General features: G+C 35.3%; 34 protein-coding genes, 2 pseudogenes and 1 other annotated feature. Of the genes and pseudogenes, 10 read left to right on the top strand and 26 right to left on the bottom strand.

Annotation, left to right across the window (positions count from 1 at the left end):
- Positions 1-6: 6 nt before the first annotated feature.
- The 10 genes from J1899_RS10735 to J1899_RS10690 all read right to left on the bottom strand — a co-directional run bounded on the left by J1899_RS10735 (position 7) and on the right by J1899_RS10690 (position 8,983).
- On the bottom strand, positions 7-996 hold the full coding sequence (locus J1899_RS10735; RefSeq protein ID WP_214478624.1) for a glycerophosphodiester phosphodiesterase family protein: 990 nt from the start codon (positions 994-996) through the stop codon (positions 7-9).
- A gap of 38 nt (positions 997-1,034) precedes the next feature.
- Positions 1,035-1,982 (bottom strand): alpha/beta hydrolase, encoded by a 948-nt coding sequence (locus J1899_RS10730; RefSeq protein WP_214478623.1) that lies wholly within the window; start codon positions 1,980-1,982, stop codon positions 1,035-1,037.
- Positions 1,972-2,520 carry a helix-turn-helix domain-containing protein gene (locus J1899_RS10725; RefSeq protein WP_214478622.1) on the bottom strand — a complete coding sequence of 183 codons (549 nt, stop codon included), beginning with the start codon at positions 2,518-2,520 and terminating at the stop codon, positions 1,972-1,974. Before J1899_RS10725 ends, J1899_RS10730 begins: the two co-directional genes overlap by 11 nt.
- 271 nt (positions 2,521-2,791) lie before the next feature.
- The gene (locus J1899_RS10720) at positions 2,792-3,226 is read right to left on the bottom strand and encodes a stage III sporulation protein AH (RefSeq protein ID WP_214478621.1); all 435 of its coding nucleotides are present in this window, start codon (positions 3,224-3,226) and stop codon (positions 2,792-2,794) included.
- A gap of 49 nt (positions 3,227-3,275) precedes the next feature.
- The gene (locus tag J1899_RS10715) at positions 3,276-3,824 is read right to left on the bottom strand and encodes a GNAT family N-acetyltransferase (RefSeq protein ID WP_214478810.1); all 549 of its coding nucleotides are present in this window, start codon (positions 3,822-3,824) and stop codon (positions 3,276-3,278) included.
- A gap of 76 nt (positions 3,825-3,900) precedes the next feature.
- Entirely contained in the window at positions 3,901-4,731 is an 831-nt protein-coding gene (locus J1899_RS10710; RefSeq protein WP_214478620.1) for an energy-coupling factor transporter transmembrane component T family protein, read from the bottom strand.
- Entirely contained in the window at positions 4,722-6,434 is a 1,713-nt protein-coding gene (locus tag J1899_RS10705; protein WP_214478619.1) for an ABC transporter ATP-binding protein, read from the bottom strand. The genes J1899_RS10710 and J1899_RS10705 overlap by 10 nt, the downstream gene beginning before the upstream one ends.
- 187 nt (positions 6,435-6,621) lie before the next feature.
- The gene (locus tag J1899_RS10700; RefSeq protein ID WP_066446046.1) at positions 6,622-7,170 is read right to left on the bottom strand and encodes an ECF-type riboflavin transporter substrate-binding protein; all 549 of its coding nucleotides are present in this window, start codon (positions 7,168-7,170) and stop codon (positions 6,622-6,624) included.
- Positions 7,171-7,209: 39 nt separating this feature from the next.
- Positions 7,210-8,067: an SAM hydrolase/SAM-dependent halogenase family protein gene (locus J1899_RS10695; RefSeq protein ID WP_066446049.1), complete on the bottom strand. Its 858-nt coding sequence runs from the start codon at positions 8,065-8,067 to the stop codon at positions 7,210-7,212.
- A 56-nt stretch (positions 8,068-8,123) separates the two neighbouring features.
- Positions 8,124-8,387: a binding site (T-box leader), on the bottom strand.
- Positions 8,388-8,482: 95 nt separating this feature from the next.
- A complete protein-coding gene (locus tag J1899_RS10690) occupies positions 8,483-8,983 on the bottom strand; it encodes a small multi-drug export protein (RefSeq protein WP_214478618.1) in 501 nt (166 codons plus the stop codon).
- A gap of 473 nt (positions 8,984-9,456) precedes the next feature.
- Here J1899_RS10690 and istA point away from each other — a divergent pair, with 473 nt between their 5' ends.
- From istA to J1899_RS10670, 4 genes are all read left to right on the top strand, one after another.
- Complete coding sequence (gene istA, locus J1899_RS10685; protein ID WP_214476366.1) at positions 9,457-11,007, top strand: IS21 family transposase; 1,551 nt, start codon at positions 9,457-9,459, stop codon at positions 11,005-11,007.
- Entirely contained in the window at positions 11,004-11,753 is a 750-nt protein-coding gene (istB, locus tag J1899_RS10680) for an IS21-like element helper ATPase IstB (RefSeq protein WP_180320196.1), read from the top strand. Before istA ends, istB begins: the two co-directional genes overlap by 4 nt.
- Positions 11,754-12,359: 606 nt before the next feature.
- On the top strand, positions 12,360-12,806 hold the full coding sequence (locus J1899_RS10675; protein ID WP_246586636.1) for a hypothetical protein: 447 nt from the start codon (positions 12,360-12,362) through the stop codon (positions 12,804-12,806).
- 153 nt (positions 12,807-12,959) lie between these two features.
- Positions 12,960-13,355, top strand: coding sequence for a VOC family protein (locus J1899_RS10670; RefSeq protein WP_214478617.1), 396 nt, complete (start codon positions 12,960-12,962; stop codon positions 13,353-13,355).
- Positions 13,356-13,444: 89 nt separating this feature from the next.
- Here the strand turns inward: J1899_RS10670 and J1899_RS10665 are convergent, their stop codons facing one another.
- The 7 genes and pseudogenes from J1899_RS10665 to J1899_RS10635 form a co-directional block, all read right to left on the bottom strand.
- A complete protein-coding gene (locus tag J1899_RS10665; protein ID WP_214478616.1) occupies positions 13,445-13,879 on the bottom strand; it encodes a hypothetical protein in 435 nt (144 codons plus the stop codon).
- Between the two features lie 35 nt (positions 13,880-13,914).
- Positions 13,915-14,286 (bottom strand): annotated as a pseudogene (locus J1899_RS10660) (VOC family protein).
- Between the two features lie 25 nt (positions 14,287-14,311).
- Positions 14,312-14,860 carry a type II toxin-antitoxin system HicB family antitoxin gene (locus J1899_RS10655; protein WP_214478615.1) on the bottom strand — a complete coding sequence of 183 codons (549 nt, stop codon included), beginning with the start codon at positions 14,858-14,860 and terminating at the stop codon, positions 14,312-14,314.
- A gap of 40 nt (positions 14,861-14,900) precedes the next feature.
- The gene (locus tag J1899_RS10650; RefSeq protein ID WP_214478614.1) at positions 14,901-15,272 is read right to left on the bottom strand and encodes a hypothetical protein; all 372 of its coding nucleotides are present in this window, start codon (positions 15,270-15,272) and stop codon (positions 14,901-14,903) included.
- A gap of 152 nt (positions 15,273-15,424) precedes the next feature.
- A complete protein-coding gene (locus tag J1899_RS10645) occupies positions 15,425-16,117 on the bottom strand; it encodes a Type 1 glutamine amidotransferase-like domain-containing protein (RefSeq protein ID WP_214478613.1) in 693 nt (230 codons plus the stop codon).
- 49 nt (positions 16,118-16,166) lie between these two features.
- Positions 16,167-16,457, bottom strand: coding sequence for a hypothetical protein (locus J1899_RS10640; protein WP_214478612.1), 291 nt, complete (start codon positions 16,455-16,457; stop codon positions 16,167-16,169).
- A gap of 42 nt (positions 16,458-16,499) precedes the next feature.
- Positions 16,500-16,664 (bottom strand): serine kinase, encoded by a 165-nt coding sequence (locus J1899_RS10635; RefSeq protein ID WP_214478611.1) that lies wholly within the window; start codon positions 16,662-16,664, stop codon positions 16,500-16,502.
- Between the two features lie 197 nt (positions 16,665-16,861).
- On the opposite strand from J1899_RS10635, the gene J1899_RS10630 reads away from it, so the two are divergent.
- Positions 16,862-17,089, top strand: a complete 228-nt coding sequence (locus J1899_RS10630) for a hypothetical protein (protein WP_214478808.1) — start codon at positions 16,862-16,864, stop codon at positions 17,087-17,089.
- A 30-nt stretch (positions 17,090-17,119) separates the two neighbouring features.
- Here J1899_RS10630 and J1899_RS10625 read toward each other — a convergent pair whose 3' ends face one another.
- From J1899_RS10625 to J1899_RS10615, 3 genes are all read right to left on the bottom strand, one after another.
- A complete protein-coding gene (locus J1899_RS10625) occupies positions 17,120-17,332 on the bottom strand; it encodes a DUF6366 family protein (RefSeq protein ID WP_214478610.1) in 213 nt (70 codons plus the stop codon).
- 711 nt (positions 17,333-18,043) lie between these two features.
- Positions 18,044-18,205 (bottom strand): hypothetical protein, encoded by a 162-nt coding sequence (locus J1899_RS10620; RefSeq protein ID WP_180320220.1) that lies wholly within the window; start codon positions 18,203-18,205, stop codon positions 18,044-18,046.
- A 255-nt stretch (positions 18,206-18,460) separates the two neighbouring features.
- Positions 18,461-18,832: a hypothetical protein gene (locus J1899_RS10615; protein ID WP_066446074.1), complete on the bottom strand. Its 372-nt coding sequence runs from the start codon at positions 18,830-18,832 to the stop codon at positions 18,461-18,463.
- A 128-nt stretch (positions 18,833-18,960) separates the two neighbouring features.
- On the opposite strand from J1899_RS10615, the gene J1899_RS10610 reads away from it, so the two are divergent.
- Positions 18,961-19,341 (top strand): hypothetical protein, encoded by a 381-nt coding sequence (locus J1899_RS10610; RefSeq protein WP_214478609.1) that lies wholly within the window; start codon positions 18,961-18,963, stop codon positions 19,339-19,341.
- Between the two features lie 239 nt (positions 19,342-19,580).
- On the opposite strand, the pseudogene J1899_RS22845 reads toward J1899_RS10610, so the two are convergent.
- Positions 19,581-19,868 (bottom strand): annotated as a pseudogene (locus tag J1899_RS22845) (DUF6980 family protein).
- 313 nt (positions 19,869-20,181) lie between these two features.
- Here J1899_RS22845 and J1899_RS10605 point away from each other — a divergent pair.
- The 4 genes from J1899_RS10605 (at position 20,182) to J1899_RS10590 (ending at position 21,985) form a co-directional block, all read left to right on the top strand.
- Entirely contained in the window at positions 20,182-20,619 is a 438-nt protein-coding gene (locus J1899_RS10605; RefSeq protein WP_214478608.1) for an SMI1/KNR4 family protein, read from the top strand.
- Positions 20,620-20,667: 48 nt separating this feature from the next.
- Positions 20,668-20,883 (top strand): hypothetical protein, encoded by a 216-nt coding sequence (locus J1899_RS10600; protein ID WP_214478607.1) that lies wholly within the window; start codon positions 20,668-20,670, stop codon positions 20,881-20,883.
- A 107-nt stretch (positions 20,884-20,990) separates the two neighbouring features.
- Positions 20,991-21,269, top strand: a complete 279-nt coding sequence (locus tag J1899_RS10595; protein ID WP_214478606.1) for a DUF3997 domain-containing protein — start codon at positions 20,991-20,993, stop codon at positions 21,267-21,269.
- 371 nt (positions 21,270-21,640) lie between these two features.
- The gene (locus tag J1899_RS10590) at positions 21,641-21,985 is read left to right on the top strand and encodes a hypothetical protein (protein ID WP_214478605.1); all 345 of its coding nucleotides are present in this window, start codon (positions 21,641-21,643) and stop codon (positions 21,983-21,985) included.
- Here the strand turns inward: J1899_RS10590 and J1899_RS10585 are convergent.
- From J1899_RS10585 to J1899_RS10565, 5 genes are all read right to left on the bottom strand, one after another.
- Positions 21,969-22,421: a hypothetical protein gene (locus J1899_RS10585; protein ID WP_066446087.1), complete on the bottom strand. Its 453-nt coding sequence runs from the start codon at positions 22,419-22,421 to the stop codon at positions 21,969-21,971. The two genes, J1899_RS10590 and J1899_RS10585, sit on opposite strands and share 17 nt — an antisense overlap.
- 1,038 nt (positions 22,422-23,459) lie before the next feature.
- Positions 23,460-24,059 (bottom strand): kinase, encoded by a 600-nt coding sequence (locus J1899_RS10580; RefSeq protein WP_214478604.1) that lies wholly within the window; start codon positions 24,057-24,059, stop codon positions 23,460-23,462.
- Between the two features lie 339 nt (positions 24,060-24,398).
- Positions 24,399-24,920: a hypothetical protein gene (locus J1899_RS10575; RefSeq protein ID WP_214478603.1), complete on the bottom strand. Its 522-nt coding sequence runs from the start codon at positions 24,918-24,920 to the stop codon at positions 24,399-24,401.
- A 150-nt stretch (positions 24,921-25,070) separates the two neighbouring features.
- Positions 25,071-25,646: a histidine phosphatase family protein gene (locus J1899_RS10570; protein ID WP_214478602.1), complete on the bottom strand. Its 576-nt coding sequence runs from the start codon at positions 25,644-25,646 to the stop codon at positions 25,071-25,073.
- A gap of 253 nt (positions 25,647-25,899) precedes the next feature.
- Complete coding sequence (locus J1899_RS10565) at positions 25,900-26,307, bottom strand: hypothetical protein (RefSeq protein WP_246586635.1); 408 nt, start codon at positions 26,305-26,307, stop codon at positions 25,900-25,902.
- Positions 26,308-26,550: the final 243 nt, after the last annotated feature.

The following is a 26,550-nucleotide window of genomic DNA, read 5'->3' as shown; positions in this document are numbered from 1 at the left end:
CTCCTTTCAATTGTTTAATTTCGTCTCATGTACTATGGGGGCAATCACATCAATTCGATTCGTCCAAATTCCGCCCCGGTAATCCTCCGGCACTCTTTCTAAATCAGCCTTTTGATCAAATCCTTCTGACCAATCTCCATTTCCTGCTACTAAAATCACTCTTGTGTTGGAATCCTCCATTCGATTGATAAAAGTTTGAGGAAATCCCCACAGGTATGGAGCAAATTTTTCAGGGATATGAATTTGTGTGTTTTTGCAGGCTTTAGGAACATAACCTGACCAGCCTAGCGCTTCGTATGATAGTAAACAGCTTTTCAATGTCTCTTTTGACATGGCACGCATTTCTGGAAGGGTTTCCTTTAAAGCCTCAACAGGTTCATTGCCTCCATATACGGTTAATTGTTGCAGCCGATCAGCTGGATACCTAGTTGTCAGGTATTCTGCTAACTTCGCTCCTTCAATTGGATCGTTGCTTTTAATATGAATTAAAAATTCCTTATCTGGAAAATGTGTCAGTACCTCTTGCAGTGTGGGCATTGGACCTAACTCCTTGCCTCGAAAAGGATATGATTTTCCATTGTCTGCTGTATAGCCATATCCGATGTCAAGCTGTCTCAGCTCATTCATTGTATGGTCTCTGATTTTCCCGCTGCCATCTGTTCTGCACTCCAGTGTCCAATCATGAAATACAGCAAACTCGCCATCTTTTGTAAGCTGAATATCCAATTCAACTACATCAGCTTCTGCTTTAAATGCAGCCTCCATTGAAGGAATGGTATTTTCCAAGTACGGGTGATCAGGATCATATATGATTTCTGCGGTACATGTTTCTCCTGTAATTTCATCCATTGGAAAAGTCTGTGCTAAACCACGGTGAGCTAAAAGGAGGGGATCTCCCTTTCTCTCTTCTGCAAATAGAGAGCTATTGTTAAGATAAACAAAGAGAATAAGCAGGATACTACATACAAGCAGACCTTTAAACCATTTTTTCATCATGATCTTCCTATCCTTTGAGCTTTTCTTCCTTAAAAATATTACACATCATGCTGGTACCTGCTCAGCCAATCTTCCAGCCTATTAAACAGCTCTTGATCAATAGGCTGATTCAGAAGGCTTTTATATTCTTTCATTGCACCTAATATGGTGTGCATGCCTTCATATTTCCGCAAAATATGATTCATATCAGGAATAATATACCACTTAGAATCTCCTTTTACCATATCGGCAATCACTTCTGCATGCTCTGGCGGAACTTGGATGTCCTTATCACCGGTAATGACCAAAACAGGGCATGTGACTTCTTTTAAATAATCACAAACATTATAAGAAAAAGTCTCTCTTAGCCATTTTGCATTCGTTCTTACTCCTTGAACCCGCATGACTGCCTTGTCAGACATAAGTATTTTATTGATGATTTTCTCATTTTGCTTTCTTGCCTTTTGTTCGGCACGAAGTAGTCTGAAAAGCAGACCCTTAAACCCTTTTGATTGATTCATTTCTTTATAAGCCATTTCACTTTGTCTTGGAAGTAAGTCTTTAGATGGTTCCGCAGCTCCAGCCAGTAAAATAAGACCAGACACCGGCGATTTTTTATTTACAGCAGGGGCAATTAACGCTCCTTCGCTATGCCCAAGTATAACTATTTTTTCTTTATCAACTTGAGGATGATTTTTCAGAAAGTCTACACAGGCTGCTGCATCATCAATTAAGTCGTAAACACCAGCCTCAAGATAGTCTCCACCGCTCTTATGCGTTCCTCTTTTATCATAATGAAGTGTGACAAAGCCTTTTGAATGAATAAAATCGGCTAAATCACTATAAATATTCATCTTAAAATTCTTAATATTCCCGTCGCGATCAGCCTTTCCCGTGCCCTGAATGATTAAGACAGCTGGGAATTGATTCCCTTCTTTGCTTGGGATTTTTAATGTGCCGCTTATTGGGTAAGCTCCTTGAATCGTCACTTCGCTGCTATTTGTCATCTTCCATTCTCCTCTGATTTTCCGGGATAAAAATATTGGATACCAATCTTTTTGTTCTTTCAGGTGAAGGAGATTTTTGCAAATACGTTTGATACACTTCTCTCAAATCCCTTGTAAAATCTGCAAACTCTTCATCTGAAAGATGCATAGCAACTTGCCTGTATCCTACACCGTCTCTCTGAAAATCAAGATCATCCTTCTGCAGGTATTCTTCAAAATTATGAGTAAGCTGTGCTTGAAAAATCATAAAATATTGAAGGTGGTCTTCTATTGTCAGTTCTTTTACATCATCATTTGTTATATTGGCATTTGCAATATTTAGAGAATAAACTTTTTCGATGGTCCCTCGAACCTGATTTTCCTCTGTAACCATTAAAACCTCTGATTTCACAAGTGCATCCAGCTGTCTGTATAAAGTTGCCTGAGGAATATCTTCTAATTCCTTCGTCAGCTTCTTAACTGTTTTTCCGTGCCCATCAAGAAACTTTTGTACAATTTTAAACCGGACAGGATGAAGGATGGCATCGATCTTGTTCAATTATGTTCAGCTCCTTTATTATCATTATATATAATATTATCAATAATGATAATAATAAGCAATAAAATATCTTTTTCTGCAAAAAAATAGACTTTCTATGTTAGGAAAGTCTTTTGAGATATTCGATTTGTAGTATCTGGCTCGGTAGATATGCCTATGCAACTCTTCCAAATATCCTCCCCGAACAATATACAAATGTATAAAAATTTGCTCTGAACAATCGGTATATTATGCCCCTAGAACTGGCTTTTATCATTTAGAATGACCAACTTTATTTCTTGGACAAAAATTCTCTCCAAACCTCACCCTCAATCCAAAAATACCCTTCATGGGAACATGCAGCCAATATACACTCATCCTTACGAAAAAACATTAAATCCTCTGGCATTTCCGGACCGATCCAGCCAAACAGAGATTGGCTGTATTCTTTTAAGAATAATTTTGTCGCATTGTTGTTCCGAAAATAATATACATATGCCTTGTTACCGTCCGTATGTCTTGTTGTTTCCCATTTGGTTTGCACTTTTCTTTCTATTAAATGTACTTTAATATCTGAGATCAATTGATCCACAAAAGCAAGACGATCTGATTCAAACTCCATCCATTGCGTACTTTCAACAAACGCGAATGTATCTGAGTGTTTAAATAGTATATCTATTAATTGTTTGTATGATTTGCCTTTAATATCTTCCATAATCATTACCATGATAATTTCCCCTAATTAACCCTTAATTCTTTTCGAAAGCTATAAATTTTCATTTTGAACCTCCATCTTCACGAAATCTTGCCATTACATAGGTATTATAATAGTTCCCGTCCGATAGTAGTCTGTCCTTTTTTATTAAGCCTTCGATTTCAAAGCCGAGGCTTTTGTATAGGTCTATGCCTCTCGTATTCGTTTCAAGAACACCATATAATTCCAGTTTAGCTATGCCGTTGTTATCAGCCCATGCAATTGTTGCCTCCAGCAGCTTTCTTCCTACACCATATCCCCAGTAATCCTTTAAAACACCTAACCCAAACTCAGCTTTATGGATAAATCTTTTTAAATCATTGCCGGCACATCTTGAATAAGCAATCAATTTGCCATCCATTTCAGCAACTAAAAATAAAGTCCTAGGATGATTTGTATCTGATTCTATGATTTTTTCAAAACCTGTTTGGTCTATGAAATCTTCTCCCTCTTCTCTGTCCATGTTTTCGGTTTCTCCGTCAATTTTTAATCGTAACAACGATAAGTTCCTGGCATCACTGTGAACAGCTAATCTAATTTTATAGGTTAAATCTTTCTTCGTTATTAACACTATAAGCTGCACTCCTTTTGTTAAGTCATTCAAAATAGTAAAAACTCCCCAAGCCAAAACTCAGGAAGTAAATTTTTTACACAAACGGATTATAAAATCGGCTGCCATCATAAAAGGTCACAACCAGGCTGACAATCAGAATCAGGGTGAACACAATAAGTGTGAGGTAATCTCCAGTCTGGAAAGCTCGTGCACTATACCATGTCCGTTTGTTATTTTTCCCGAATCCGCGCAGCTCCATCGCGTTGCTGATGGTTTCGATTTTATCCAGACTCGAGAGGATGAGCGGGATGATAATCGATGCAGCGTTTTTTAGGCGCTTGAACAGCTTCTCATTTTTAGACATATCAATGCCGCGGGCCTGCTGTGAGAGCGCAATGCTCTGATAATCGCGCTGTACATCCGGGATGTAGCGAAGTGCCAGGGCGACTGCATAGGAAATGCGGTAGCTGACGCCGATTTTGTTTAAGGACGCCGCAAATTCACTTGGATTTGTCGTGACGATAAACAGCAAGGCAACAGGGATTACTGTGAAATATTTTAATGTAATATTAAACTGGTAAAAGAGCTGCTCCAATGTGAGATTATATCTGCCAAAAAAGTCTGCAATGACTGTACTGCTGCCATAGATTTTGACACCTTCCTGCGGAGAGAACAAATAAATGGCTGCATTATTTAGCAGTAAAAATACTAAAATAAACAGTAAAACAAAGGATATTTCTCTTAGTTTAATTTTAGAAACAATGAAAATCGCTATTCCTAAAACGAATAAAAAGAGCAGAATACGAGTATCATAGGTGAGCATCGCTGCAAAAGACCAGAGAATAAAGCATACCAGCTTCGTGACACCCGTTAAGCGGTGAATCGGTGTATTTCTTTCAATATAAGAGAGCATTTCTACTGCCATTTCTGCTTCGCCTCCCGATCAAAAGAAATAAAACGGCTGATAAAGTCTAATGGATTCTTTACGCCCAGACGGTTGGCGAGTTCAAATAAAGAGGTTTCCTTTAAGTTCGCATCCTGAATCAGGGCAGAATCTGTCAATACTTCAACAGCGGAAGTATCGCCTATTTTTTTTCCGTCATTGATCACAATCGCCCTTGGTGTGTATTCAAGCATCAAATGCATATCATGAGTGATCATGATGATTGTCACACCGTGCTGATTCAACTCTGATAAAAATTCCATAATCTCCGTATAATGTCGCAGGTCCTGACCAGCTGTCGGTTCATCTAAAATAATGATATCCGGATTCAATACTAAAATAGAAGCGATCGTTACTCGTTTCCGCTGTCCAAAGCTTAATGCTGAAATGGGCCAGTTTCGAAACGGATAAAGCCCACACACCTTTAATGTTTTTTCGACTCTTTCTTTTATTTCAGCTTCTGCTGCTCCCCGAATCACGAGGCCAAGTGCAACTTCATCATAAATCATATGCTTTGAGATCATATGGTTTGGATTTTGCATCACGAGGCCAATTCTTTCCGAACGCTGCTTTATGCTATCATTTGTTATATCTAATCCATTTAGAAGAATTTTACCTTCATTTGGTTTAATAAAACCGCAGATTAATTTGGACAGAGTTGATTTGCCAGCTCCGTTGCGCCCCACAATACTGACCATTTCTCCTTTTTCAATCGACAGAGAGACATTCTCAATTGTTTTCCCCCCAGAACCATAAGAAAAAGAAATGTTCTGCAGCTCGAGAATACGTTCGGATTTACTAGTAAAAGAAGCTGCTGCAAATTGGTTATACCAGCTTAATATCTGATTCCGGCATCTATTCACATCAAATGTGCTAATATGTGCTGGTTTCATATTGGCAGTCAATTCGCACCCTGCATATTTTGCCGCTTTAACATAAAGAGGTTCACGGATACTTATATCTTCAAGAATGTTGCTCGCCAGTAAAGTATCCGGGTCCATATCTGCAACAATCCGACCATCCTCCATGACAATAATCCGGTCAACATCACAATGCAGTACATCCTCTAAGCGATGCTCTATGATCACGATCGTTTTATTCATTTCTTTATGAATGGTGTCAATCAGTTCAATGGCACTTTTGCCTGTTGCAGGATCCAAATTAGCCAGCGGTTCATCAAATAGGAGAATATCAACATCATCAACCATGACACCGGCCAACGAAACCCTTTGTTTTTGTCCGCCAGATAAATGATGAATAGAAGAGGATAAATGCTCCTCCATCGCAACCATTGCTGCTGTATCTTTTACAATGGAATGCATTTCTTTTTGGTTTGTAAGGCTATTTTCCAGTGAAAAAGCGATATCCTCACCCACAGTTAGTCCAATGAATTGACCGTCCGGATCCTGCAGAACGGTTCCCACCATTTTCGAGCGTGAGAAAATATCCAATGTGTTTGCATCCTGCCCCAATATATTTAAGGTACCGGCTGTATCCCCTTTATGCGAGAAAGGAATTAAACCGTTTATACAGTGGCCAATCGTGCTTTTGCCTGAACCGCTTCTTCCCACGATTAAAATCTTCTCTCCTTCTTGGATTGATAGATTAATATCCTGTAAGGTCGGTTCAATTTGACTATGATATTTAAAAGAGTAGTCTTTGAACTCAATAACTGTTTTGTTCATGTTTGTCTCCTTGCTTGTAAGAAAAGTGCAGGCTGCATCTAGTAAGCATATAGACACTTTTCAAGGTTCGTTCTACATCCAGTGACTTAAAGAGCGATTCTATGCCTTAAACGCAGACAAACGCCGCCACAAAAATTGTGGCAACGCTGACGTTCTGCATGTATTTCGCTTTCTTAAATATTACCCGTTACATTTCTCTATGCAGGCTATTGCCTTGGCTGCGTGTTTTTCCGTATGCCACTAATAAAATCGTACCTATAATTCCAACTGTAATCATATTTGAAACTCCAGCGAACAATCCTTGGACGAATACTTTATTAGCCGGTTCGGCGTAGATCAAAATATCTAGTAAAGGAGCAACTAAGAACCAGCCAATCCCTTGAGCAAGGACTTGAACAATATTAAACGTTACAATTTTGTTTGTACCAAGTTTACCAGATTCAATGTTAATCTTCTTAGCTGCCAGACCAATTAAAAACCCTACAAGCGCCGAAACAACAACCCAGCTCCACCAAACAGATCCATATGAAATCGCGTCATTTAACGCATGGCCGATAAAGCCGATTAACGCACCAGCAACTGGTCCAAAAACAATGGCCATTAGTGCTAAAAATGCATAGGACGTTTGAATCGTCGTGTTAGGAACCGGAGATGGAATAGCTGCAAATTTAGCTAAAATGATAAAAACAGCTGCCCCAATTCCGATTGCTACAATCGTTTTAATAGATAATTTCAAGAAACCCAACTCCCTTATTCTATTTTCTATTTATAAGATTTAATTATATACAAGTTTCTGAACTTTTCGTATAGAAATTTTCCAATTTGGACCGGATTGTACATGATAAGCTTTGGCAAAGGAACCTTGATTTAGGGCAACTCCAATTTTATCAAGGGAATTCACGTAAAGAAGAGGCTCTCCCAAATGACTATCTGCAAATGAGCGCCCGAAAGTCATAATGTTTTTATATATCTGTCTAGTGCCATTTTCAATGACAACTTCAAATGAATCGCCATACTCAATGCTTAATTCTTTAAACAGTACTCGGTCAATATTAGACCAAAGATTTCCGAAACGAATATCAAGGATATCAATATTTCCTGTTACAGAACCATTCGAAATAACTGCTTCTTCTGCAGGTAATTCAATAACACTAGCTGGGTCTAATTCAGGTCCAACCTGTTCGTATGTTATAACGCCAGTTGCCAATCTAGCTCCAGTGAAGGCATACACATCACGGCCGTGGAACGTATAGGATTCTCCTGAGCGCGGCAGTCTGTTTACCTTTTCATCAATCAATCTTGCTTCTTTTATGCCAATATGTTTCTTAATCTGAGTCAGTGTACCGTTATCAGGTGTGACAATATAATGGTTTGACTCTGTCTTTACTACAATCGAACGTCGGTCTGTACCGACCCCTGGATCGACAACCGACACAAAGACTGTTTCTTCTGGCCAATAAGAAATCGTTTGATATAGACGATAAGCTCCGTCCCAAATGTTGTATTGCGGAATATCATGAGTCAGATCAAAAATACGGACCTTCGGATCAACAGATAAAGCAACACCATACATTGCACTTACCGCTCCATCACTAATGCCAAAATCTGTTTGAATGACTAAATAATTATTCATTTTTTCTTCCTCCAATAGTTTATAAAATAAAAAACCACGTCATTATCCATTCATCGGATAAGGACGTGGTTCTAGATCACGTGGTACCACCTTACTTCACTGCATGTTAACACATTGCAGCCTCATTCAAGTACTGACATAAGTCATTATACTGTGGTGTTTGTAACGAGCACCAAATCTCGCCGGAACCTAACATGCGAACGCACTTTCAGCACGGAACTCAGAGGCCATTGTTCAGATCAGCACTTTTGCTTCTTTTCAGCTACCGAAGCTCTCTTTGTAAACTGCATAATCTTACTTTTTCTCTTCATCGTTTGTGGGAATCATTTAATTATTCGAAATATTATTGATGATTATAAAATAGAAAAAAACGTTTGGCAAGTTGTTTTTACATATTTACAAACTTTTTATATTTCTAATCTGTATTTTCTAAAAAATCTTTCAGAAACCCTTCATTCCCTGTTTTCTCATAAAAATAATCAATTCCATAATGAGAAGCAATACTCATCACAATCGTCCAGACAATAATACTGCCCGTCATCCAGATTGTGATTTGTTTGCGAGTACCCCCAAAGCTCATTGCCAGGATCACACCAAGATGGGTGCCAATTAAAATAGGGGAAACAATGGTTAAGCCGGGCAAACCATACTTTTTCCATATACGTGCAGCACGCTGTCCTTTCTTATCTGATCCCTCTTTCCCCTTCTTCTCCTTGCGTCGCTGCAGCCAGACCTTTACGTGATCAATCAGCAGGATCAGCAGCCAAATCGTGAGAATATTCCCGGCGAAGGCCAGAATGGTGACAGGAATTGCCGGCAAGCCAACAGCAATGCCCAATGGAATTACACCGACAACCTCCATAAAAGGCGTGGCTCCTAGTAAAAAAATAACCAAATAGGCAACAAACAAATTCATTCGTATCCTCCCTTGTTCTAGTCGGTAACTTGTTGTTCTTTATACTTACGAAGAAGATGAAAGATAGTTTCAGATTTTTATCTTCAACAACATCGTTACCTCTAGTAAAAAAGCTGAAACCTCTGCGGCTTCAACTTTTTTGCAAATATCTATTTCGATTTTCGCTTTCTTAATTCTTTCTTTATAGCAGGAACCACTTGCTCTTTAATGGCTTTTTTCACTTTAGGATCATCGAGCAGCTTTTTTACTTTTTTAAGAACCATGTAATAAACCTCCTCTGTCATTCATCTATTCCCGATTTTTATTATTTTATTGATTACGGCCAATGAAATGTACCACTAATGACATTCTATTTACCACCTAGTGACAAGAAATGTACCAGCAAATGACAAGCTGTTTACCACTACATTGCCTTCTGTATAATTATTGAGCACACCTATTGGTGTGTCATTATTATTCAGGAGGTTTTTTGTATGATTCATTATCGAAAGATATTGGAATTACAGGATGAGGGTATTAGCCTTAGAGGTATTGCCTCAAGTACTGGCCATTCTCGTCAAAAAGTAACAGAGATCATCACCCTTGCCGAAAAGAAGGGCCTAGTCTGTCCGTTAGAGGAGGAAATGACGGATAAATGGATTGAAGAATTTCTTTTTCCTCAGAAAACATTGGAGGCTTCAGGTCGGCATCCCTTGAATTTTGACTATATTCATGAGGAGTTGGCAAAGCCCAATGTAACACTTTCACTTCTCCACCATGAATATGAAGCTGAATGTAGAGCGAATCAAAAGATCCCATACTCTTATCGAAGTTTCTTACGTCATTACAGTAATTATGCAGATAAATACAAAGCTACTTTGCGCATTCGCAGAAAACCAGGTGAAATCATGGAAGTCGATTGGGCGGGCTCCACAGCATTCATCATTGATAGAGATACTGGAGAAAAGGTAAAAGCCTATGTGTTCGTTGCGACCTTGCCGTGCAGCCAGTTATCATACGCAGAAGCAAGCCTGTCTATGGACTCTCATTCATGGATCACACTTCACAATAATGCCTATAGGTATTTCGGTGGTACGACTCAAATTGTCGTTCCAGACAACCTAAGAACAAGCGTTACTAAGCATACAACCCGCGAATTGATCTTAAATCCTGCTTATAAAGAGATGGCGGACTACTACAATACTGTTGTCATGCCAGCGAGGGTTCGTACCCCTAAAGATAAAGCCAGTGTAGAAGGTTCGGTTGGAGTGATTTCTACTTGGATAATCGCAGCATTAAGAAACATGCATTGCTTTACTATTGATGAATTGAACGAAGAGGTTAGGAAGAAATTAGACGAATTTAATAAAAGACCCTTTACTCGAAAAAAAGGGTCTCGTTTGTCTGCATTTGAAGAAGAAGAGAAATTTGCCCTTTCTCCCCTTCCGATAGAACTTTATAAAATGTCTGAATGGAAAAAGACAACTGTAGCACCTGACTATCACGTTTCCTTCGATAGCATGTTTTATTCCGTACCATACGAATATATCAATCGAGAAGTCGAAGTGAGAGTGTCTGATAAACTCTTAGAAGTATTTTTTAACCATATGAGAATAGCCTCTCATAAACGATTATATGGTAAATTTGGTCAAACTACCACTGTTCACGATCATATGCCAGATAATCACAAGTTATTCGTTGATCAAACCCCAGAAGCTGCGATTGAATGGGCAGAAAATATTGGAGAATCAACGTTAAGTGTAATTCAATATCTTCTAGATACTTCACAAACAGAGAAGCTAGCCCTACAATCTATATTTTCTTTGAAGAAGTTTGAGCGTCGATACACGAAATATGAGATTGAACGTGCTTGTAAGATGGTAATCTCAATGACTAAAAGACCAACGGTCAAAAGTATTCAAACGCTACTGAAGACTAACAAGAAGAATGACGCAGAGCAAGAATTAAAACGGAAAACAGAAATCAACACAAATAATTTTGGCTTTACACGTGGAGCTTCTTACTATGGGGGAACGGATAAATGATGAATGAACAAACATTAACCAAATTAATCGAGATGAAATTAAGTGGAATGGCAGAAGCCTATAAGGAACAAGCAGCTAATAAAGAATTTCAAAAAATGACTTTTGAAGATCGATTTAGTTTACTTGTCGATTTAGAACATGCCCGCCGAAAGAGTAATAAGCTTCAACGGTTAATCAAAATGGCGACTTTTCTTAATTCCAATGCATGTATTGAAGACCTTGAATATCATGAAGATCGAAGGCTAAACAAAGAACTGATTTTGAAGTTGGCTAGTTGTAATTATATACTTGATAGTCACAACATTATATTAAAAGGACCTACTGGTTCAGGAAAGTCATTCTTAGCTACTGCCTTCGGAGTATCTGCCTGTCGCCAGTTTTTCAACGTTAAATATATTCGATTACCAGAATTACTGGATGAGCTGTCACTCGCTAAATTAGCAGCCGACGGAAGTTATCGGAAGAGCATAAAAAAATATACGAAAGTAGACCTCCTTATTCTAGATGAATGGCTATTAACAGATTTAACAACGGATGAAGCAGCAATCCTCTTGGAAATTACAGAGGCGCGTCATAAGGTGGGTTCCACTATATTCTGTTCACAGATTGATCCTAGTGGATGGCATTTAAAGCTAGGAAATGAAACGATTGCGGAAGCAATCTTAGATCGCATTATTCATGACTCCTATCAAATTCTACTAGATGGAGAAGTTTCTATGCGTGAGCGTCACGGGTTAGGAAGGTAACCTTGATTTGGCCACATTAACCCCTAAAGAGATTCAGAAGATTGAAGAATACTATTATTGGGTGGGTTACAAAACCTGGATTCCTTTCCCAAAGGAACTAAATGAAAAGATTTTAAAGGTATACGGTGAGGAACCTGTTCCTTATAGCTGGACTGAGCAAGATATATTTGAAGGGACTAGAAAGTTAATCTTCAATTACTTCATTAACCACTCTAAATAGTTAATTTAAAATAAAGCCCTACAGGATTACTAGAATGTTAATCTGTAGGGCTTATTGCGTACTGGTAAATACGTTGGCGTAGCCTGGTAAATTCCTTGGCGAAGAGTGGTAAAAAAGATGGCAAGGGTGGTAAAAACCCTTGGCTGTAATCATTTTATAACCAAAGACCTTACTATGCTTTGCGATAGATAAAAAATTCATATTTTCTTACTCAATTTTATGTTCGCACTCCTTATCCTCTATTTATATAGTTATTATCTTATAAATTTTAGAATTTAATTGTATTTTCCTGGTATTTATATGACAATTATATCGTAAAGGCTGGGAGTCTAAATGCTCTTTGGCAAAAGATTAATCTCCTTATTTTTCAAATAAAAGGTAGGGTTGTGATTAGAATCAAAACAATGAATGTGTTTAAAGGTCTAATATTTGGTGTGGTCTTTTCAATTGCTGCTGCATTCTTATTTATGCTGATTGGACAGACAATGGCTGGTGGAGTAACGTCCTTTTGGGGTGAAAGCTGGTTATATTTTTCTGTCTTGATTCCCTTCTCTATTACTTTTCCCATATTAAGCGTATATTTTCATAATAAAAAAAATGTGTCAAACAAAAAACTTTGGCAGATCAGCGCTATATGTGCCTTTCTTGTATCCTTATTCAGCGGAACGATCGGTGCCATTTTTGGCGAAATGATCGTAAGAGGCGGAATCGAATCCATCAACATTGAAGGAACACTTGTATGGGGTCCGATTTATGCTATCTTTTTGCTGCCAGTTACGATTCCATTTGCGAGGTTATTGATAGGTTTTTTTTATAGGGTGGTTAGCAGGTAATCTAATTTTTTTATATTATGCATTGAATGAATCTTGTTTCTACAAGAATTGTATAAATCCTCTATAGCCTTTCCATAATGAAGAAGGAATAACCTATAGAAATGTTGAAAATACAAGCTATTGAAACTATTAATGTAAAATCAGGAGGTCATTATGGGCAGAATCATACATTTTGAAATCCATGTTGATGACATGGAGCGCGCTAAAAAGTTTTATGGAGAAGTATTTGACTGGAAGTTTGAAGATTATAGCGAATTTGCTGGCATGCCTTATTTCGGCGCAGTGACTGGCAGTGATGAATATCCTGGAATTAATGGCGCTTTGATGCAGCGTAAAAGTCCCGCGCCAGATGCAAATCAGCCTTTAAATGGGTTTGCCTGCACAATGGGTGTAGGCGATTATGATGAAACAGAAGCAAAGATTCTTGAACAAGGCGGTACAGCAGCACTGCCTAAATATGCTCTACCAGGAATGGCGTGGCAGGGTTATTATAAGGACACTGAAGGAAACATATTTGGCATACATCAGCCAGATGTTAATGCGAAATAGAGGGTTAATAACAAGACAAAACGCTCAGAGAAATTTCGGAGCGTTTTTCTTTACCGTCCCTAATAAATCTAAATTCGGGCGAAGCATTCTTATACGGGATGACTCACCGATTCATCATCACCTGACATCCCAACAAAATTAATAAGCAGTATGTACAACGGATATAGAATTAATCCTCCGATCGCTATTAGACCAGAGCCAGGATTAGGATAATCTCCACCATACGTTACGGGAAACAAAGTAGCGAAACTGTATACAAAAAGGACAAAGTAAGGCACCCATAAGATGACCGTCCAATAATTTCCCTTTCGGCCATTCAGCCACTTATTGGTTAATAAATATAGAAGAATTGTACCCGCAACGATCTCAACAAGACTTATGATGCCTGACAAGGTGGTTACCGTAGACATCTCCCAATTTGTTATTCTGCTAATTCTATAAACATTTAACATAAGTTCTAAAGGAACAAAGACCATAAATGCATAAAGGACACTCACAACATTTAATCTTAAAAAATAGTTCAATTACGATGCCCCCAATGATGTATCATACATAATTTTCATCGATGCTGATCAATTAAAATAGGGTTCCCATCGGGGTCTTCCAGTGTAATGAATGCAGGTCCTTCTGTTGATTCATCAGCTTCTTTTATAACCTTTATTCCCTTTTCTTTCAATTCTTTTTGCAATTCACGCACATCTGTAAAGTGCTCGAGATTTTCAGCATTGTCATCCCAGCCCGGATTAAAAGTCAGAAGGTTTTTTTCAAACATTCCTTGAAAAAGCCCTATCACAGTATGTTCATTTTTCATAATCAGCCATTTTTAACTTATGTCCCCACCTAGAGTTTTAAATCCCAATGCTTCGTAAAATTCCTTTGATACATGTATATCTTTAACATTCAAACTCACAGAAAATGCTCCAAGTTTCATCATAAAGTCTCCTTTCGCGTATTTTTTATTTATTAAGAATCTCTTCCACTTTTAACACAAAACGATCAAACTTCTCTTCTGCCTCCGCTCGGCGTGCTGCCAAACAAATTAAAGGGTAGCTAGGACAAATTTGCAGCAGCTTTTGCTCCTCGACAGGCAGATAACAGTCAATTCTTACCTCCCACTCCCCTAGCTCGTTCTTATAGGCAACTGCTTTATATTCACTATTCATATCTCGATTGTAATCAATATGCCAATGACGCCCAATCAGATGTTCTTCTATCTCTTTCGCATAATCACTATATACAGTAGTGATCCAAACAAGTTCCATTTGCTCCGTTACTAAGTCGGCAGGAATAGGAGCATTACTAGGCAACTCTTCATGATCATAAACGATACCCGCAAGAAAATAAGCTAAGTCCTTTTTTGCGGTAAGAATAGCTTCCTTTTTTGTCTTGCCAAGGCTTTTATAATGCTTCCATCCCGTCTCAGGATACAATGTCGGAAAATGAACACCATAACCTTCTTTATTTTTCATAATAAATGCTGGGTAAACCGCGCTTTGAATAGCCATATGTACCACACCACACTATCTAAATTTACAACACAGCTGATTACTGTTTCCAGCCTAGAGGAACATTTACAAGTACATAATCCCCTGTCCACATTTGAGTAGAAGCAATTAGTGTTTTATCCTTTTTTTCAAAGAAAAGACCATTGCCGTCGTAATTGCGAAATTTCCATTCTTCCTCTTGAATCATATCCTTTATTTTTTCATTGGCCATTCCTTGGTCCTTCTTAGTCATATACCATTCATTTTTTTGATCAGCGCCTATTTTTATCATATCTTTAGACTGTAAAGAATTTATGATTTCTTTTTTGCTCATCGTATCAATGGGCAATGCAGGATAATAGAATTTACTATCTATAGTAACTATAAGTAAAATGATTCCTATTGTGCCAGCAATTATAAGCCATTTTTTCACACGTTCTCCCCTTTTCCAACACCACGATACTATTTCTATAACTTGGGAATAAACTCCTCCTATTGAAGAGCATAAACCTAGTTAGAAAAGTTGTTGTTTCTCTGGATCTCAACATATTATGTACAGAAAACAAACCGTTACCGAATTACACCTTAAGTTGAACCAAGAAATTCTGTCTGCAATTCTGTTTCTTTTAATGGAAATTCTACTGCATAAGCCTTTGCACTAGCTCTTGAACTCACAATCTTCGTAAATTCCTGTCCTATATAATGAAGTGCAACGCCATCATCAGCAGCAACTCCCGGTTTAATTTTGGCAGCTGAAATAAGCTGATGATAAGACGGTCTTCTTTCTGCTTCTCCATCATAATGCGGACAATTACTTCCCTGTAAAAAACCGAGACACGCCAACGGTTCCAGTCCGTCTCCATAGGAATCCGTAACGCCTTCTTCAAACCAGCAGATGGAGCCTGCACTAATTCCAGCTAAGATGATTCCTTGTTCCCAAGCTTCTTTCATAACCAAATCCAATCCCCATTCTTTCCATAAGGCCAATAAGTTTTTTGTATTACCGCCGCCAACATAAATAATATCTTTTTCCAGTAAAAAACCTGCTAAATCCCTAGTGGGCGGTTTAAATAAGGAAAGATGAGAGGGTTCACAATTCATTTGTTCAAAAAACTGATAAAATCTTGAAGTATATCTGTCAGAGTCACCACTGGCTGTCGGAACGAAACAGATTTTAGGTTTCGATTTATTTGATTGATTCAATATGTAAGAATCTAAGAGTGGATTATCCGGTTCCATAGAGAATCCGCCGCCTCCAAGGGCGATGATTTGTTTCATTTATATCGCACCTCCAGTAGATTAATAATTTACATTGCTTTGCAATTAATTATGAGAGCTGCTGTGTCCATACTTTATAGATAACCTTCCCGTCTACATTTACTTTTTCACTATGTATTTGAATGTTTACTTCATTAAAAGTGGCCCAAGAAGGTAAATGATTTTCTAAAGATTTTACCACCTTCTGATCCGGTGTCGCGTAGCCAATATTGATGTTATTCGCCAAGTAAGGTACCATATCAGAATACAAAGAATCGACCCATTCCTCGACTTCATACTCAGAATCAAAAATCATATGATCTTCTTTATAACCTCCACTTATCCAATTAACAGGCTGCATAGAAATACCTCCTTACCTTGTGAATCTAGAACATGCTAAATTTCATTTCTTTTTCCTTCTCGCCTTAATATAATATACTGGGCCAGCTACACAAATAAGCCCAATACCATTCATAATTAAATTACCAACCTTGCCAAATTGATCCACAGTTAGAGCAAATAAGAAACTGCCAAACAAAATAAGTATTACAGAAAAAAATACTCGCATTCTTCACTCCTTCTTTTCTACCTAATTATAAAAGTGGTTTTTAACAGCACAGAAAGTGTTGATTCCTTAAATGAAAATGTAATACGATATTTATTTATTCAAGTGAACGTATTGTTAAAAAATGTTCGTTGATCCTTTTATAAATCACTCAATTATTAAAAACAGATCTGCAAATGAAAAGAGGGCAAACCATGGAAATTAGATGGAAAGTGGAAGATTTTATTTTTGATAGTCTAAGAGAAGCTGAAGTTTGGGCGCACTCGTTATCAAATCAATTAATGCTTGAGGGAATAAATGGATATCAAACACCTGACGAAAAAATTGCTTTTGCGTTAGCATTTTATCTTGCTAGTGTTCCCGAAAATATTGTTCATACTGATTATGATGGCCAAATTTATAAGGTATGGTACAGTGTAAATTTATAAAATTCACTTCTCTGCTAATCTTATATCTGACTATAAAATGAATGTTACAATGATTAAAGCCATTACAACAACAAGTAACAGAATTCCTGCACCCTTCCACCCTAAGCTTCTAACTAATTCATGGAGATTCCCACTGTATGCACTATTTATAGAATCGTTCATGATACCAGTTGGATTGCGCTGCATTTCCTGCTGTCTTAACCGCTCTCTTTTTTGTTCCACTGTTTCTTCTTGGTCTTTCATCTCGACACACCTCACAATTTTTCTGAAAATCAGTTGTTTCATCTGTTTCCTTTCTCTTAACGTGTTTGAATGAGTCTAACTTACTGCAGACTGGAGATTTACTAAGCGATAGAGCGATAACAATACGACAATAAATAGGATGATCATGATTAAAGCGCCCTTCCGATCAGTAGACCAAAGCCTAATAATTCTCTTAACTAAAAGTAAAAATATAAAGATGGCACTAATAATGGAAAGTAAATAATAATCTACAGAGACACTTACCCAAAAAGTGATAAAGCAAAAAACAATCAGAAGTTCAAATAGAAGCTTACTAGGATTATTTTTCATTTCTTTTTTTATCGTTTTCAGCTTTATTAAAGCGATCGATAAAAAAATTCCTATCATAATAAAAAAGCTTTCAACATTGCCATCACCGCTTTCTAAATAAGAAATGAAATACTATATCAATCAACTTAACCATTCTATCTATGGACTTCCATATTTAGAGCCATGCGGAACAGCATTCTTCCTTGTAGACAAATGCAGAAATTCTCCATCATAAAAATAGCCGTTTACACATATTTGCTAAATATTCAATTATCTTGATTATAACAGAAATATCCATAATTTTGCATAATAAAGAGCCGCCAAAGAAAGGATGGCAGCTGCAGAAAACATTATTCTTTTAACATAGAGTTAAAGCAATTTTAGTTAACAAGAGTGCTATCTCTAGATTTCTCTTTTAAAGTAATAAACAGTCCCATTCACACCAGCAAGTTCCCATCCTTCTCTGCCCAGAGTATTCAGCTTCTCAGTTATGATATCTTCAAAGTTAGTACCGTTTCTTAATTGAATTTGAATATTTTCTACCATGTATTCATACCGTTTCACTTTTTGGCCTCCTCTTTTCTCTTTACTACCCTAAGCTAACTTGGAACTCCTGCTTTTGCTGATTCAAGTTACAACCAAGCAAATATAATTGAATTTGTTCTCTTTTTTCTACTAAAATTTTGTTATGTTTAAATCTCCTTGAGACAATTCTTAAAGTAGGAACAAGGATAATATTAGATATTTGTCACACCTAAATATTTTCCCAGGTACAAAAAACGATATTATAGAGTTTTCGTAAGTATACTTTTTATTACATTATAACTCGCTAAACACCGACTTCATTTCATCCGGAACAATGGTAACATTCTGAATCTCATATTCTTTATTTGGTGTTAAGTTTAACAAAACCATTTCTCCATTAGTGAATTCTAATAATTGATAGGTTTTGAAGCTTGTTCCAGAACTCATCATTTCATTAACTTTCTTTAATGTATCTTCCGGTATTGCATCTATTCTTTCCTCAGTCATAAGATTCCTTGCATCAGCATAACGTTCCATTCTAACTGCTTCTTTGAAATCAAAACCGACATCAACAGGACCTAATCTTTGCGCCTCAATATAGAAAAGAATTCCTAACGTAAGATTTAGTAATACAGACAGGACGATGATAATATTTTTTGTTTTCATACATTATTTCCCCCACTATGTCAATTCTAGATCTTTTTTATGGATATTTTGTAATAGCTATCATTAAGTGATTATATATATTATAATAATATCAGAATTTTCCAATTTAAAGAAGGGGTGACTATCTTATGAATAAAAAAACAGGCATTCTGTTCGCTATTTTGTTATTATTCTTAACAGCTTGCAGCTCCGAGACATATATTTATTCGGGTGAAACTGATAATTGGTCTGCTGAACTAAAGGTTATACAAACAAGCAACAACTTTGAGACACAAGAACTTGCATTAAGGTATGTTGGGGAAGATGTAGATAGTGTTGGAGATATTAATTATGTTGTAGAAAGTGTTGGGAATTTTTTCAGGAATGGAGCCACATTAAGTGCAAGTGGAACTCTTAGTGACAAAAGTGAGAGTAATCCAACCAATGCAAAGATAACGAAAGATACAGAAATAATCATGACAATAGAATGGAATGACAAGAAGGAAAGTTTTACTCTCGACAAGAAATAATTTGCCGCACTATATATCCTCTCTAATAATCTAAGATCAACTTAAAGAGCAGCTATCTCCATACTCACTCAGATCTTCCCCATATCTGAACATGGTTAACTTTGTGTCTTTCTTGAAAAACCTCTTAAGAAAAAAGTGTGATTTATCAAATTTGTTATTCAGTGTAGAGTAGAACCGATTATGTATAAACCCAATTATTAATGACATAAGTGCTTTTGAAAAAGTTCCTATAATAGAGGCTACTTGTTATACCATTGATCAGAATTGAATGCTTTTGGAATATCCTGTTCAATCGGGTCATCATAACCAATTTTTCAAGGGTCTCGAACTCTTTTTGACATTGATAGTTTTACTCCGCACCAAGGACAGAAGGAAATTTCTATAAATGAATCCCCTCCATCGTGGATTATTATTATGTATTCATCAAATTTAGAAGAATAAAACATTAATTTATCAGGACAATCAAATGAATTTTCAAGTTGATTGATCATATCAGTCATAGATTCACAGCAATGTTTTTTGCTCAATTTTATATGGATGTTCAAACTTCTAGATCTTAAGATTATTCAAACATAGATTGTCTTAATTGTATTAATTAATTGAGGAATTCATTTATGGTATAATTTCCCTATAAACTATTTATAGCATGGAAATGGAATTTAAAAAAGCAATTGTACTTCGGAATGAAAAAACAAGATTTATTTGACATACAATTGATAGCCTTGATATTTCTAATAAAAGTTAGTTACATTTAAATTCGAAAAGCATTTGTTTTCATTTTTTTAATGTCCTAGAACACTTACTATTCTAGTTATAAACACATAAAGAGGAGATGATAAAATGGAAGATGTTAGAAAACTAATTCAAACGCGCAAATTGGGAGTTAATGAAATGAGTATTAAAGAAGCCGAAGAGAAATTAGGTGCCATTTTTCCTGTTCAATACAAAGAACTTTTCAAATTAGTCAACAATGCAGAAATAGGCGATTGGATACTTTATCCTATTAAAGACCAGCAAAATCCAAAGAAGACTTGGGATGATGTTGTACGACAGAATACAGAAGTTCGAGAAGAATTTATGCCCAAAGAACTCATTACAATCGGGGAAGACGGATCCGGAGATAAATTATGTTTTATAGTGAACCAAGGAATCATGGGTGATGCTATTTACCTTTGGTCTCATGAAGATGCAACACATGAAAAATATGCTTCTACTTTGAAGGAGTTTATCGTGTCGGCCTCAGAAGAAGAAAACGATGATGATTATGAGGATGAATAAGTATTATTAATCAATGTACAATAGTTGATATATATAAGGGGTGTCTAATTGAAGAATAATAAATTAAGAATCATCTGGATCATACCAAATGTGATTTGTTACTTTATGTTTATTGCCAGCTCCTTCTTTGTATTTAGCAATATCAAAGAATTAGAGGAAGTTGGCAGACTAACAATTTGGTTTATTACGTTATTATTACTCTTATTCGTCTCCTTATTTGGCAGTTATCGGATTTCGTCTTGGATTAAGGAAGGAAAGTTATAAAAATATTACATATGATTTATAGAATGTTTCATCTAAAAAAAAGGAAAGTAACTTGAAAAACATGAAATAAATGTTAAATTTATAAAAAAGAAAGATAGTGAGATTATATGTATACTAATAGAAACTTTAAATTTTTCTTCATTTTCTTAACTTTGTTTTTAGGAGGTTGCGCTGGAGCATCTGATTATAAAATAGATTTACCAGGCAAACATTCAATTATTAGAACATCAGCTAACAATGTCACAATTGCACCTAAAATAGATGAGAATCTTTGGGGTGCTGATGTTGTCCCTGCTGAAGTCATAGAGGTTGGATGGAATGAAGAATATATTATTGCAAAGCAGCAAAAGGTAAAGAAAGCAAGAGTTTTTGGATTATCAAAATAGAAAGTGGGAAAGTAACTGGCCCTTTAAATACTGAGAACTTTATGAGTAAAAAAGAAGAATATGGTATAGATGAAGATATTCATTAATAAAAGTCCAAGATTTAGATAAGGATTATTAATAATATATCTAGTAACCTACTGTATACCAGATGGAAGAATAAAAACTACAATACACAAAAAGCAAGACAAATGAATAGGTCACTTAAAATTAATTCTTTATGATGTCTCATTATCCCCTCTCAACTAATAAATAATAACATTCATTGAATCCTAATAGACTTTTTTATTAGTTTTATACTACATTATTTTTAGGTGATTTTTCACAATGTTAAATTTAATAACTTGGTTGCAATGAGTTTAGGAGGTAAATCAGTGATTAAAAAAATATTAATTTTTGTAATTGTTATTCCTTTCCTAAGTTTATCTTTTGTATTCATTTCAATATTCTTTCCTAGCTATATCGAGTCACCTGAAGAGGCAGAAAACGCGAAATTCGGACTACCATTCAGATACATAGAGCAAGACCTAATTAGTTCAGGTGCATACGATATAATTGATATAAAGGGTTTTCCTAATTATTTTGGCCTTCAAACAGATTTCTTAGATCATGATATTGATTATAAATTCTCAAGGCTTAACTTTATCCTATCGTTTGTAACTACATACTTAATTGTTTTAATAATTGCGCTACTATTAAAATTTATTCGGAATAAGTGAACATAGAATGAGATACGAGTGAATTTTTATTACTATTTTTTTGATATAACTTAAATTCCTCATCTTCATCTAACCATTCGATTGAAAAAGATTGTTGATCTGACTGTTTAAATTGGAAGTCTTCGTAGTCACTAGTTTTAATTATTTTATTATCTTTTAAGGTTTGTTCTCCTCCACCAATACCATAACCAGTTCCTTCTAATGACCAGGTATTAACATCAATTATGCTGTTATCTTTACCGATGTATTCTATTATTATTTTACTTTGGTAATTCACATGGCCTTTACTAGTAAAAGTAGATGAAACTTTCCAATTTTCACTTTTCCCTTCATATAAATATTGTTCACTTATATGCCTACCTTTTAAAAAATCATATGCAAAAAAAACAAAGATTATAAAAGCTATGATCAAAAATATTAACTTATTTCTCTTCACCACTTTCCCTCCCTTTATAAATTATTATACAGATAAATGAGTAAATATTCATTTATATTAAAAGAATCTAAAAATAATGTTCATTATTAGGTAATCCAATAGTGCCCGGTAAGTTCCAACCTTATGATCACTTTTTCATGTTTTGTTCCAGCTTTTATTGATTGATCCAATATAGAAACATTTGAATCTCTGCTTGGTATTTTCAAAATAACAAGTGGGTTGCCAAACTCCGTTCCTCTATAGTCCGGTGCACGTGCACCCTGCTTCAGGTTGAAATTTTATGTAGGGGTTTTTGGTGACTTATACTCTGATATGTCATTACTCACTCTTCAAACATTTCCTAGGTCATCAGACGTTTTAAAAGCAGGAAAAAAGACCATCACAAAGAAAATAAATGAGATCTGTAGAAGCAGTTCACCTAGAGTGGGCAAACAATCCATTTTCGGAATAGATGAAAAATCGGGGAGCGACTATTTCTGAAATCGAGGAAATGTAGCGTTTTAATCACACTAAGAAACTTGCGGCTTTTCCAGGAATTGATCCAAGAGTCTTTGAATCTTGTACATTCAAAGTACTTTAAATATTCAGTAATACATGAAATGAGTTGTGTAAAATTCACTCAAATATTTTATCAACAGTTATTTTCGTTAATACTAATAAAATAATAAAAATTGCTATCGATATTATAATGTTAAATATTGCGGTTGGTGCAAAAAAGAAATAATTTAAAACCTTAGAGGTGATAATATAATATAGGACAAATACTGCAAGGAAAACAAATATGTATTTGAAGTTCAATACATCACCCTCCGCAAAAATAAAAATCAGAATATTATTATAATTTTAACATAAGGTTTTTTAAAAAGTAAAGATTGTTATGGAAAAAACAGGAATTTAAATTTTGAAGGAGAGATTTTTTTCAAAGTCAGTAATTCTGTCTCTGTTAAACTTTAATTATATTTAAATTAACGGAAACTCTATTTCTTTGATTACTCAAATTCAATGTCAGTCTTCAAAAGCATTTATTCATTCTAAATCTTAATTATTTATAACTAAATCAGCTAGTTCGATTGGCGAAACTGTTTCCATATAATAATCTTCAGCTTTCCAGTATCTCTTTTGAAACTTCTCAATTTTATTTTGTGTATCGACATTTTCACGATTGAACCTCTCTTCTCTTGAACAATTCAGATAAATCATAAAATCGAAATAGTTTTTCCACTCTTTTCTTTGTAAAAAAACTCCTTCGATTATAATTAGACAAGTATCAGGTATTTTAACCGTATGTAATTTTTGCGAATCAGAACTATTGTCATAAGTTAATAATTGTAGTTCACTAGCATCTTTAAGTTTTTTGAATAACTTCTCTTTCAGCCATTCTACATCCCATTGTAAATTGTAATACTCATGCCACTCTTCATAACCAGTGTTATAACGTTTATCTCTATCAACAATGTAATCGTCCATATGCAAAACACAAGCCAGGATATTTTTTTCTTGTATATGCTGTTCGATGTTTCTTACTATTGATGTTTTACCAGAACGACTTAATCCATCTATTCCTAGAACAACCCTTTGACCTTGTTCAACTTTTGGAATTCTTTTAAATAAATTTGTTATTTTATCTTCCAAGCTCATTCCCACCCAAATTTTAATATGCCAATTGCACTATAACGCCTCGTTTCTATCATAAGCAAGATTTCTCTTATTAGAGGACTGGTCCCCCTTTACTTAAAGAAGCAGCTATGCATTGGTAGTCAAAAAATATATCCCTAAAAGGATTACCATGATCACCAATATACCTAAAAAAACACGCTTCATTTTTTCCCCCTTTAATATATATTGCTAGCTTGTCACTATTTCCTGTAAATTCTTTATTCTAATCGTATTTTCCTTCCTAAGCTAACATGCCCCTATTGTGGAATTTTAAAGAACCTGTCAAGTTAGGCAGTTTATCTGGAATTCCTCCGTTATAGCTTAATTATCTTCCTTCCAACCAATTTGCTGAATAATAACAGCTATCACTTTATCTTCATTAATCCCAAACTCTATATTTATCCTATTATCTTTATCAAAATATCCAACCGTATCTATGCCACTTTCAACCCTTTCATAATACTGATCACCGTATTCTTTCATTACCTTTTCTTTTTTATCTCCAATTTTAATTTCTTTATAAGTTTCATATATTTTAGAGTTTTCGTGTGTTCTTTTAATGAATAATCGAATAACCTTGTCATCTACAAATCCAAACTCCACACCATCGTAACTTAAATATTTTGACTTTGGATTGTCTATTTCTTCGACTTCATTTGGTTTTCCGAAATTGTTGATTACATCCTTCTCAGATGAATTTATTGAAATAGAATTAATATCTTCACTAGACAGGTCAATACTCCCTGTATTTTCATAAAAGTCCATCGTTTCTTTCGCTAATGGTTCGCATCCTATTAAAATTAAAATCATAATTAAAGTTAAGATTTTTAGATATCTTTTCAAAAAATCCCCCTCTTCATTTATAGATTGGACTATTTAACCATAAGATCTAATACTTATAATATTTTTAGCATAGTAATAACTTCCCTTGTTAAAGGCCATTAATTTTGTCATTGGTTAATGAAACTCAATTTTTTATTACTTATATCAAGGTTAGTAATTAAGTATAAACCATCCTGTTTCTTTCGGAAAATCATCTCTAGACAATTTTTCACCCAAAATATATTGTCTATAAGAAGTGATTGTTCCATCATGAGATACAATATAAATCCTCTTCTTATCTTGTTTTTTACACCATTCTAGAAAATGTTTTGCTAACAAAATAAACTCATTTTCTGGAATAGTATTTATTCCATATATCCATAAATTAAGTGACGATTCTTTATCAAGGATAAAACCAGGAAAATCCTTTCTTATCTTTTCCCTTGTTAATAGCTGATCACATGGAAGTGTTTTGGAATCTTGTTTTAGAGGAAATATTCTTGGGGAGATTAGTGGGCTTACCAATTTTGTAGAACCTATTCCTTCTGTCCATATCATTGCTGTTTGTAATGCCCTTCTTATAGGACTGATTATTACAATGTCATCTTCTGAAATAGGAAATTGGGTTCTAAGCTCTCGCGCCTGAATTATACCTTCTTTTGTTAAAGAAGGATCAGTTGTATATAGACTATAAGGTAGATTCAGAGTATGTTCACCCTGTCCGTGCCTAATAAAAACTAACTCCAATTTATTATCCTCCTCATATATAGCGGTCTCTTAACATTATTCCTGCAGATTAATAAGTAGAGAAACAATCAGCTATGGTAGTTAAGAATTATATTACAGTGAGTAACCTTTGATTTAATGTAAAACATATACTTCTTAATTTATTCGCGCTTATACTTATTATTCCTCCCCCACTATTCTGACCCTTTAGTAAAATAAAACTAAACAAGCTGCCTTAGTGGCAGCTCTGGAACTTTAATATTAGTACCCTTCCTTATCGAGATAAATGTTTGTAGTCTATAATTTCGATATTAAAATCGTGGTTACATTTCTGCTTATTAATCTTTTCACTGTCACAGGATGGGGATACTCTTACTTTAACTAAATCTTCTATATCGTTATTATCTTTTGAAGGAATATTAATTTTTACATCAATGTCATATGAATGATTGTTATTGTACTTTATTCCGACAATTCTTTGCCATTCCCAGCCAAATAGGTCATCGCCTTTATATTCTTTTATCACTCTTTTATCAATAGTTGGCATTACTAAGTCTGAAACAATATCTTCAGTTGTGAAATGCGAATTTTCTACTTCTGGAATAGTTTCTGCATTGACTGTGTGCACAACGGTAAATGCAAATAATAATGATCCTACTAGGCATAAGCATTGTTTAACCAATAAAATCCACCTCATATATATTTTTCTTCATACTCTTCCCAAACATTTATTCTTTATTCTAATAACGTTACCCTATACTTAAAATAGAAAGATTGCTTGTTCAGCCTTATCTTGTTGGATGGGATGGTGATGATATAAAATCGTGCTTCTCGAATAATAAGCTAGACTATACATGCTTCCTTTTTGTTTAATATTGGGTCTTTCTTCAACTAAACTATCCCCTAAGTATAAATATAAGCATTT

Origin of the sequence: Cytobacillus gottheilii (assembly GCF_018582665.1) — a bacterium.
Classification (GTDB): Bacteria; Bacillota; Bacilli; order Bacillales; family Cytobacillaceae; genus Cytobacillus; species Cytobacillus gottheilii.
The sequence above is the reverse complement of the archived record's forward strand: the minus strand, read 5'-3'. Positions and strand labels throughout refer to the sequence as shown.

Bases quoted from the DNA above. Each gene is read 5' to 3' on its own strand.
- J1899_RS10605 (WP_214478608.1), top strand. From the start codon at position 20,182: ATGGAAGATGTTAGAAAACTAATTCAAACGCGCAAATTGGGAGTTAAT.
- J1899_RS10705 (WP_214478619.1), bottom strand. From the start codon at position 6,434: ATGAACAAAACAGTTATTGAGTTCAAAGACTACTCTTTTAAATATCAT.
- J1899_RS10625 (WP_214478610.1), bottom strand. From the start codon at position 17,332: ATGAAAGACCAAGAAGAAACAGTGGAACAAAAAAGAGAGCGGTTAAGA.
- istA (WP_214476366.1), top strand. From the start codon at position 9,457: ATGATTCATTATCGAAAGATATTGGAATTACAGGATGAGGGTATTAGC.
- J1899_RS10615 (WP_066446074.1), bottom strand. From the start codon at position 18,832: ATGAAAACAAAAAATATTATCATCGTCCTGTCTGTATTACTAAATCTT.
- J1899_RS10635 (WP_214478611.1), bottom strand. From the start codon at position 16,664: ATGCGAGTATTTTTTTCTGTAATACTTATTTTGTTTGGCAGTTTCTTA.
- J1899_RS10690 (WP_214478618.1), bottom strand. From the start codon at position 8,983: ATGAATTTGTTTGTTGCCTATTTGGTTATTTTTTTACTAGGAGCCACG.
- J1899_RS10595 (WP_214478606.1), top strand. From the start codon at position 20,991: ATGTATACTAATAGAAACTTTAAATTTTTCTTCATTTTCTTAACTTTG.
- J1899_RS10640 (WP_214478612.1), bottom strand. From the start codon at position 16,457: ATGCAGCCTGTTAATTGGATAAGTGGAGGTTATAAAGAAGATCATATG.
- J1899_RS10670 (WP_214478617.1), top strand. From the start codon at position 12,960: ATGGGCAGAATCATACATTTTGAAATCCATGTTGATGACATGGAGCGC.
- J1899_RS10730 (WP_214478623.1), bottom strand. From the start codon at position 1,982: ATGACAAATAGCAGCGAAGTGACGATTCAAGGAGCTTACCCAATAAGC.
- J1899_RS10580 (WP_214478604.1), bottom strand. From the start codon at position 24,059: ATGAGCTTGGAAGATAAAATAACAAATTTATTTAAAAGAATTCCAAAA.
- J1899_RS10735 (WP_214478624.1), bottom strand. From the start codon at position 996: ATGATGAAAAAATGGTTTAAAGGTCTGCTTGTATGTAGTATCCTGCTT.
- J1899_RS10645 (WP_214478613.1), bottom strand. From the start codon at position 16,117: ATGAAACAAATCATCGCCCTTGGAGGCGGCGGATTCTCTATGGAACCG.
- J1899_RS10710 (WP_214478620.1), bottom strand. From the start codon at position 4,731: ATGGCAGTAGAAATGCTCTCTTATATTGAAAGAAATACACCGATTCAC.
- J1899_RS10695 (WP_066446049.1), bottom strand. From the start codon at position 8,067: ATGAATAATTATTTAGTCATTCAAACAGATTTTGGCATTAGTGATGGA.
- J1899_RS10655 (WP_214478615.1), bottom strand. From the start codon at position 14,860: ATGGCTATTCAAAGCGCGGTTTACCCAGCATTTATTATGAAAAATAAA.
- istB (WP_180320196.1), top strand. From the start codon at position 11,004: ATGATGAATGAACAAACATTAACCAAATTAATCGAGATGAAATTAAGT.
- J1899_RS10720 (WP_214478621.1), bottom strand. From the start codon at position 3,226: ATGGTAATGATTATGGAAGATATTAAAGGCAAATCATACAAACAATTA.
- J1899_RS10610 (WP_214478609.1), top strand. From the start codon at position 18,961: ATGAATAAAAAAACAGGCATTCTGTTCGCTATTTTGTTATTATTCTTA.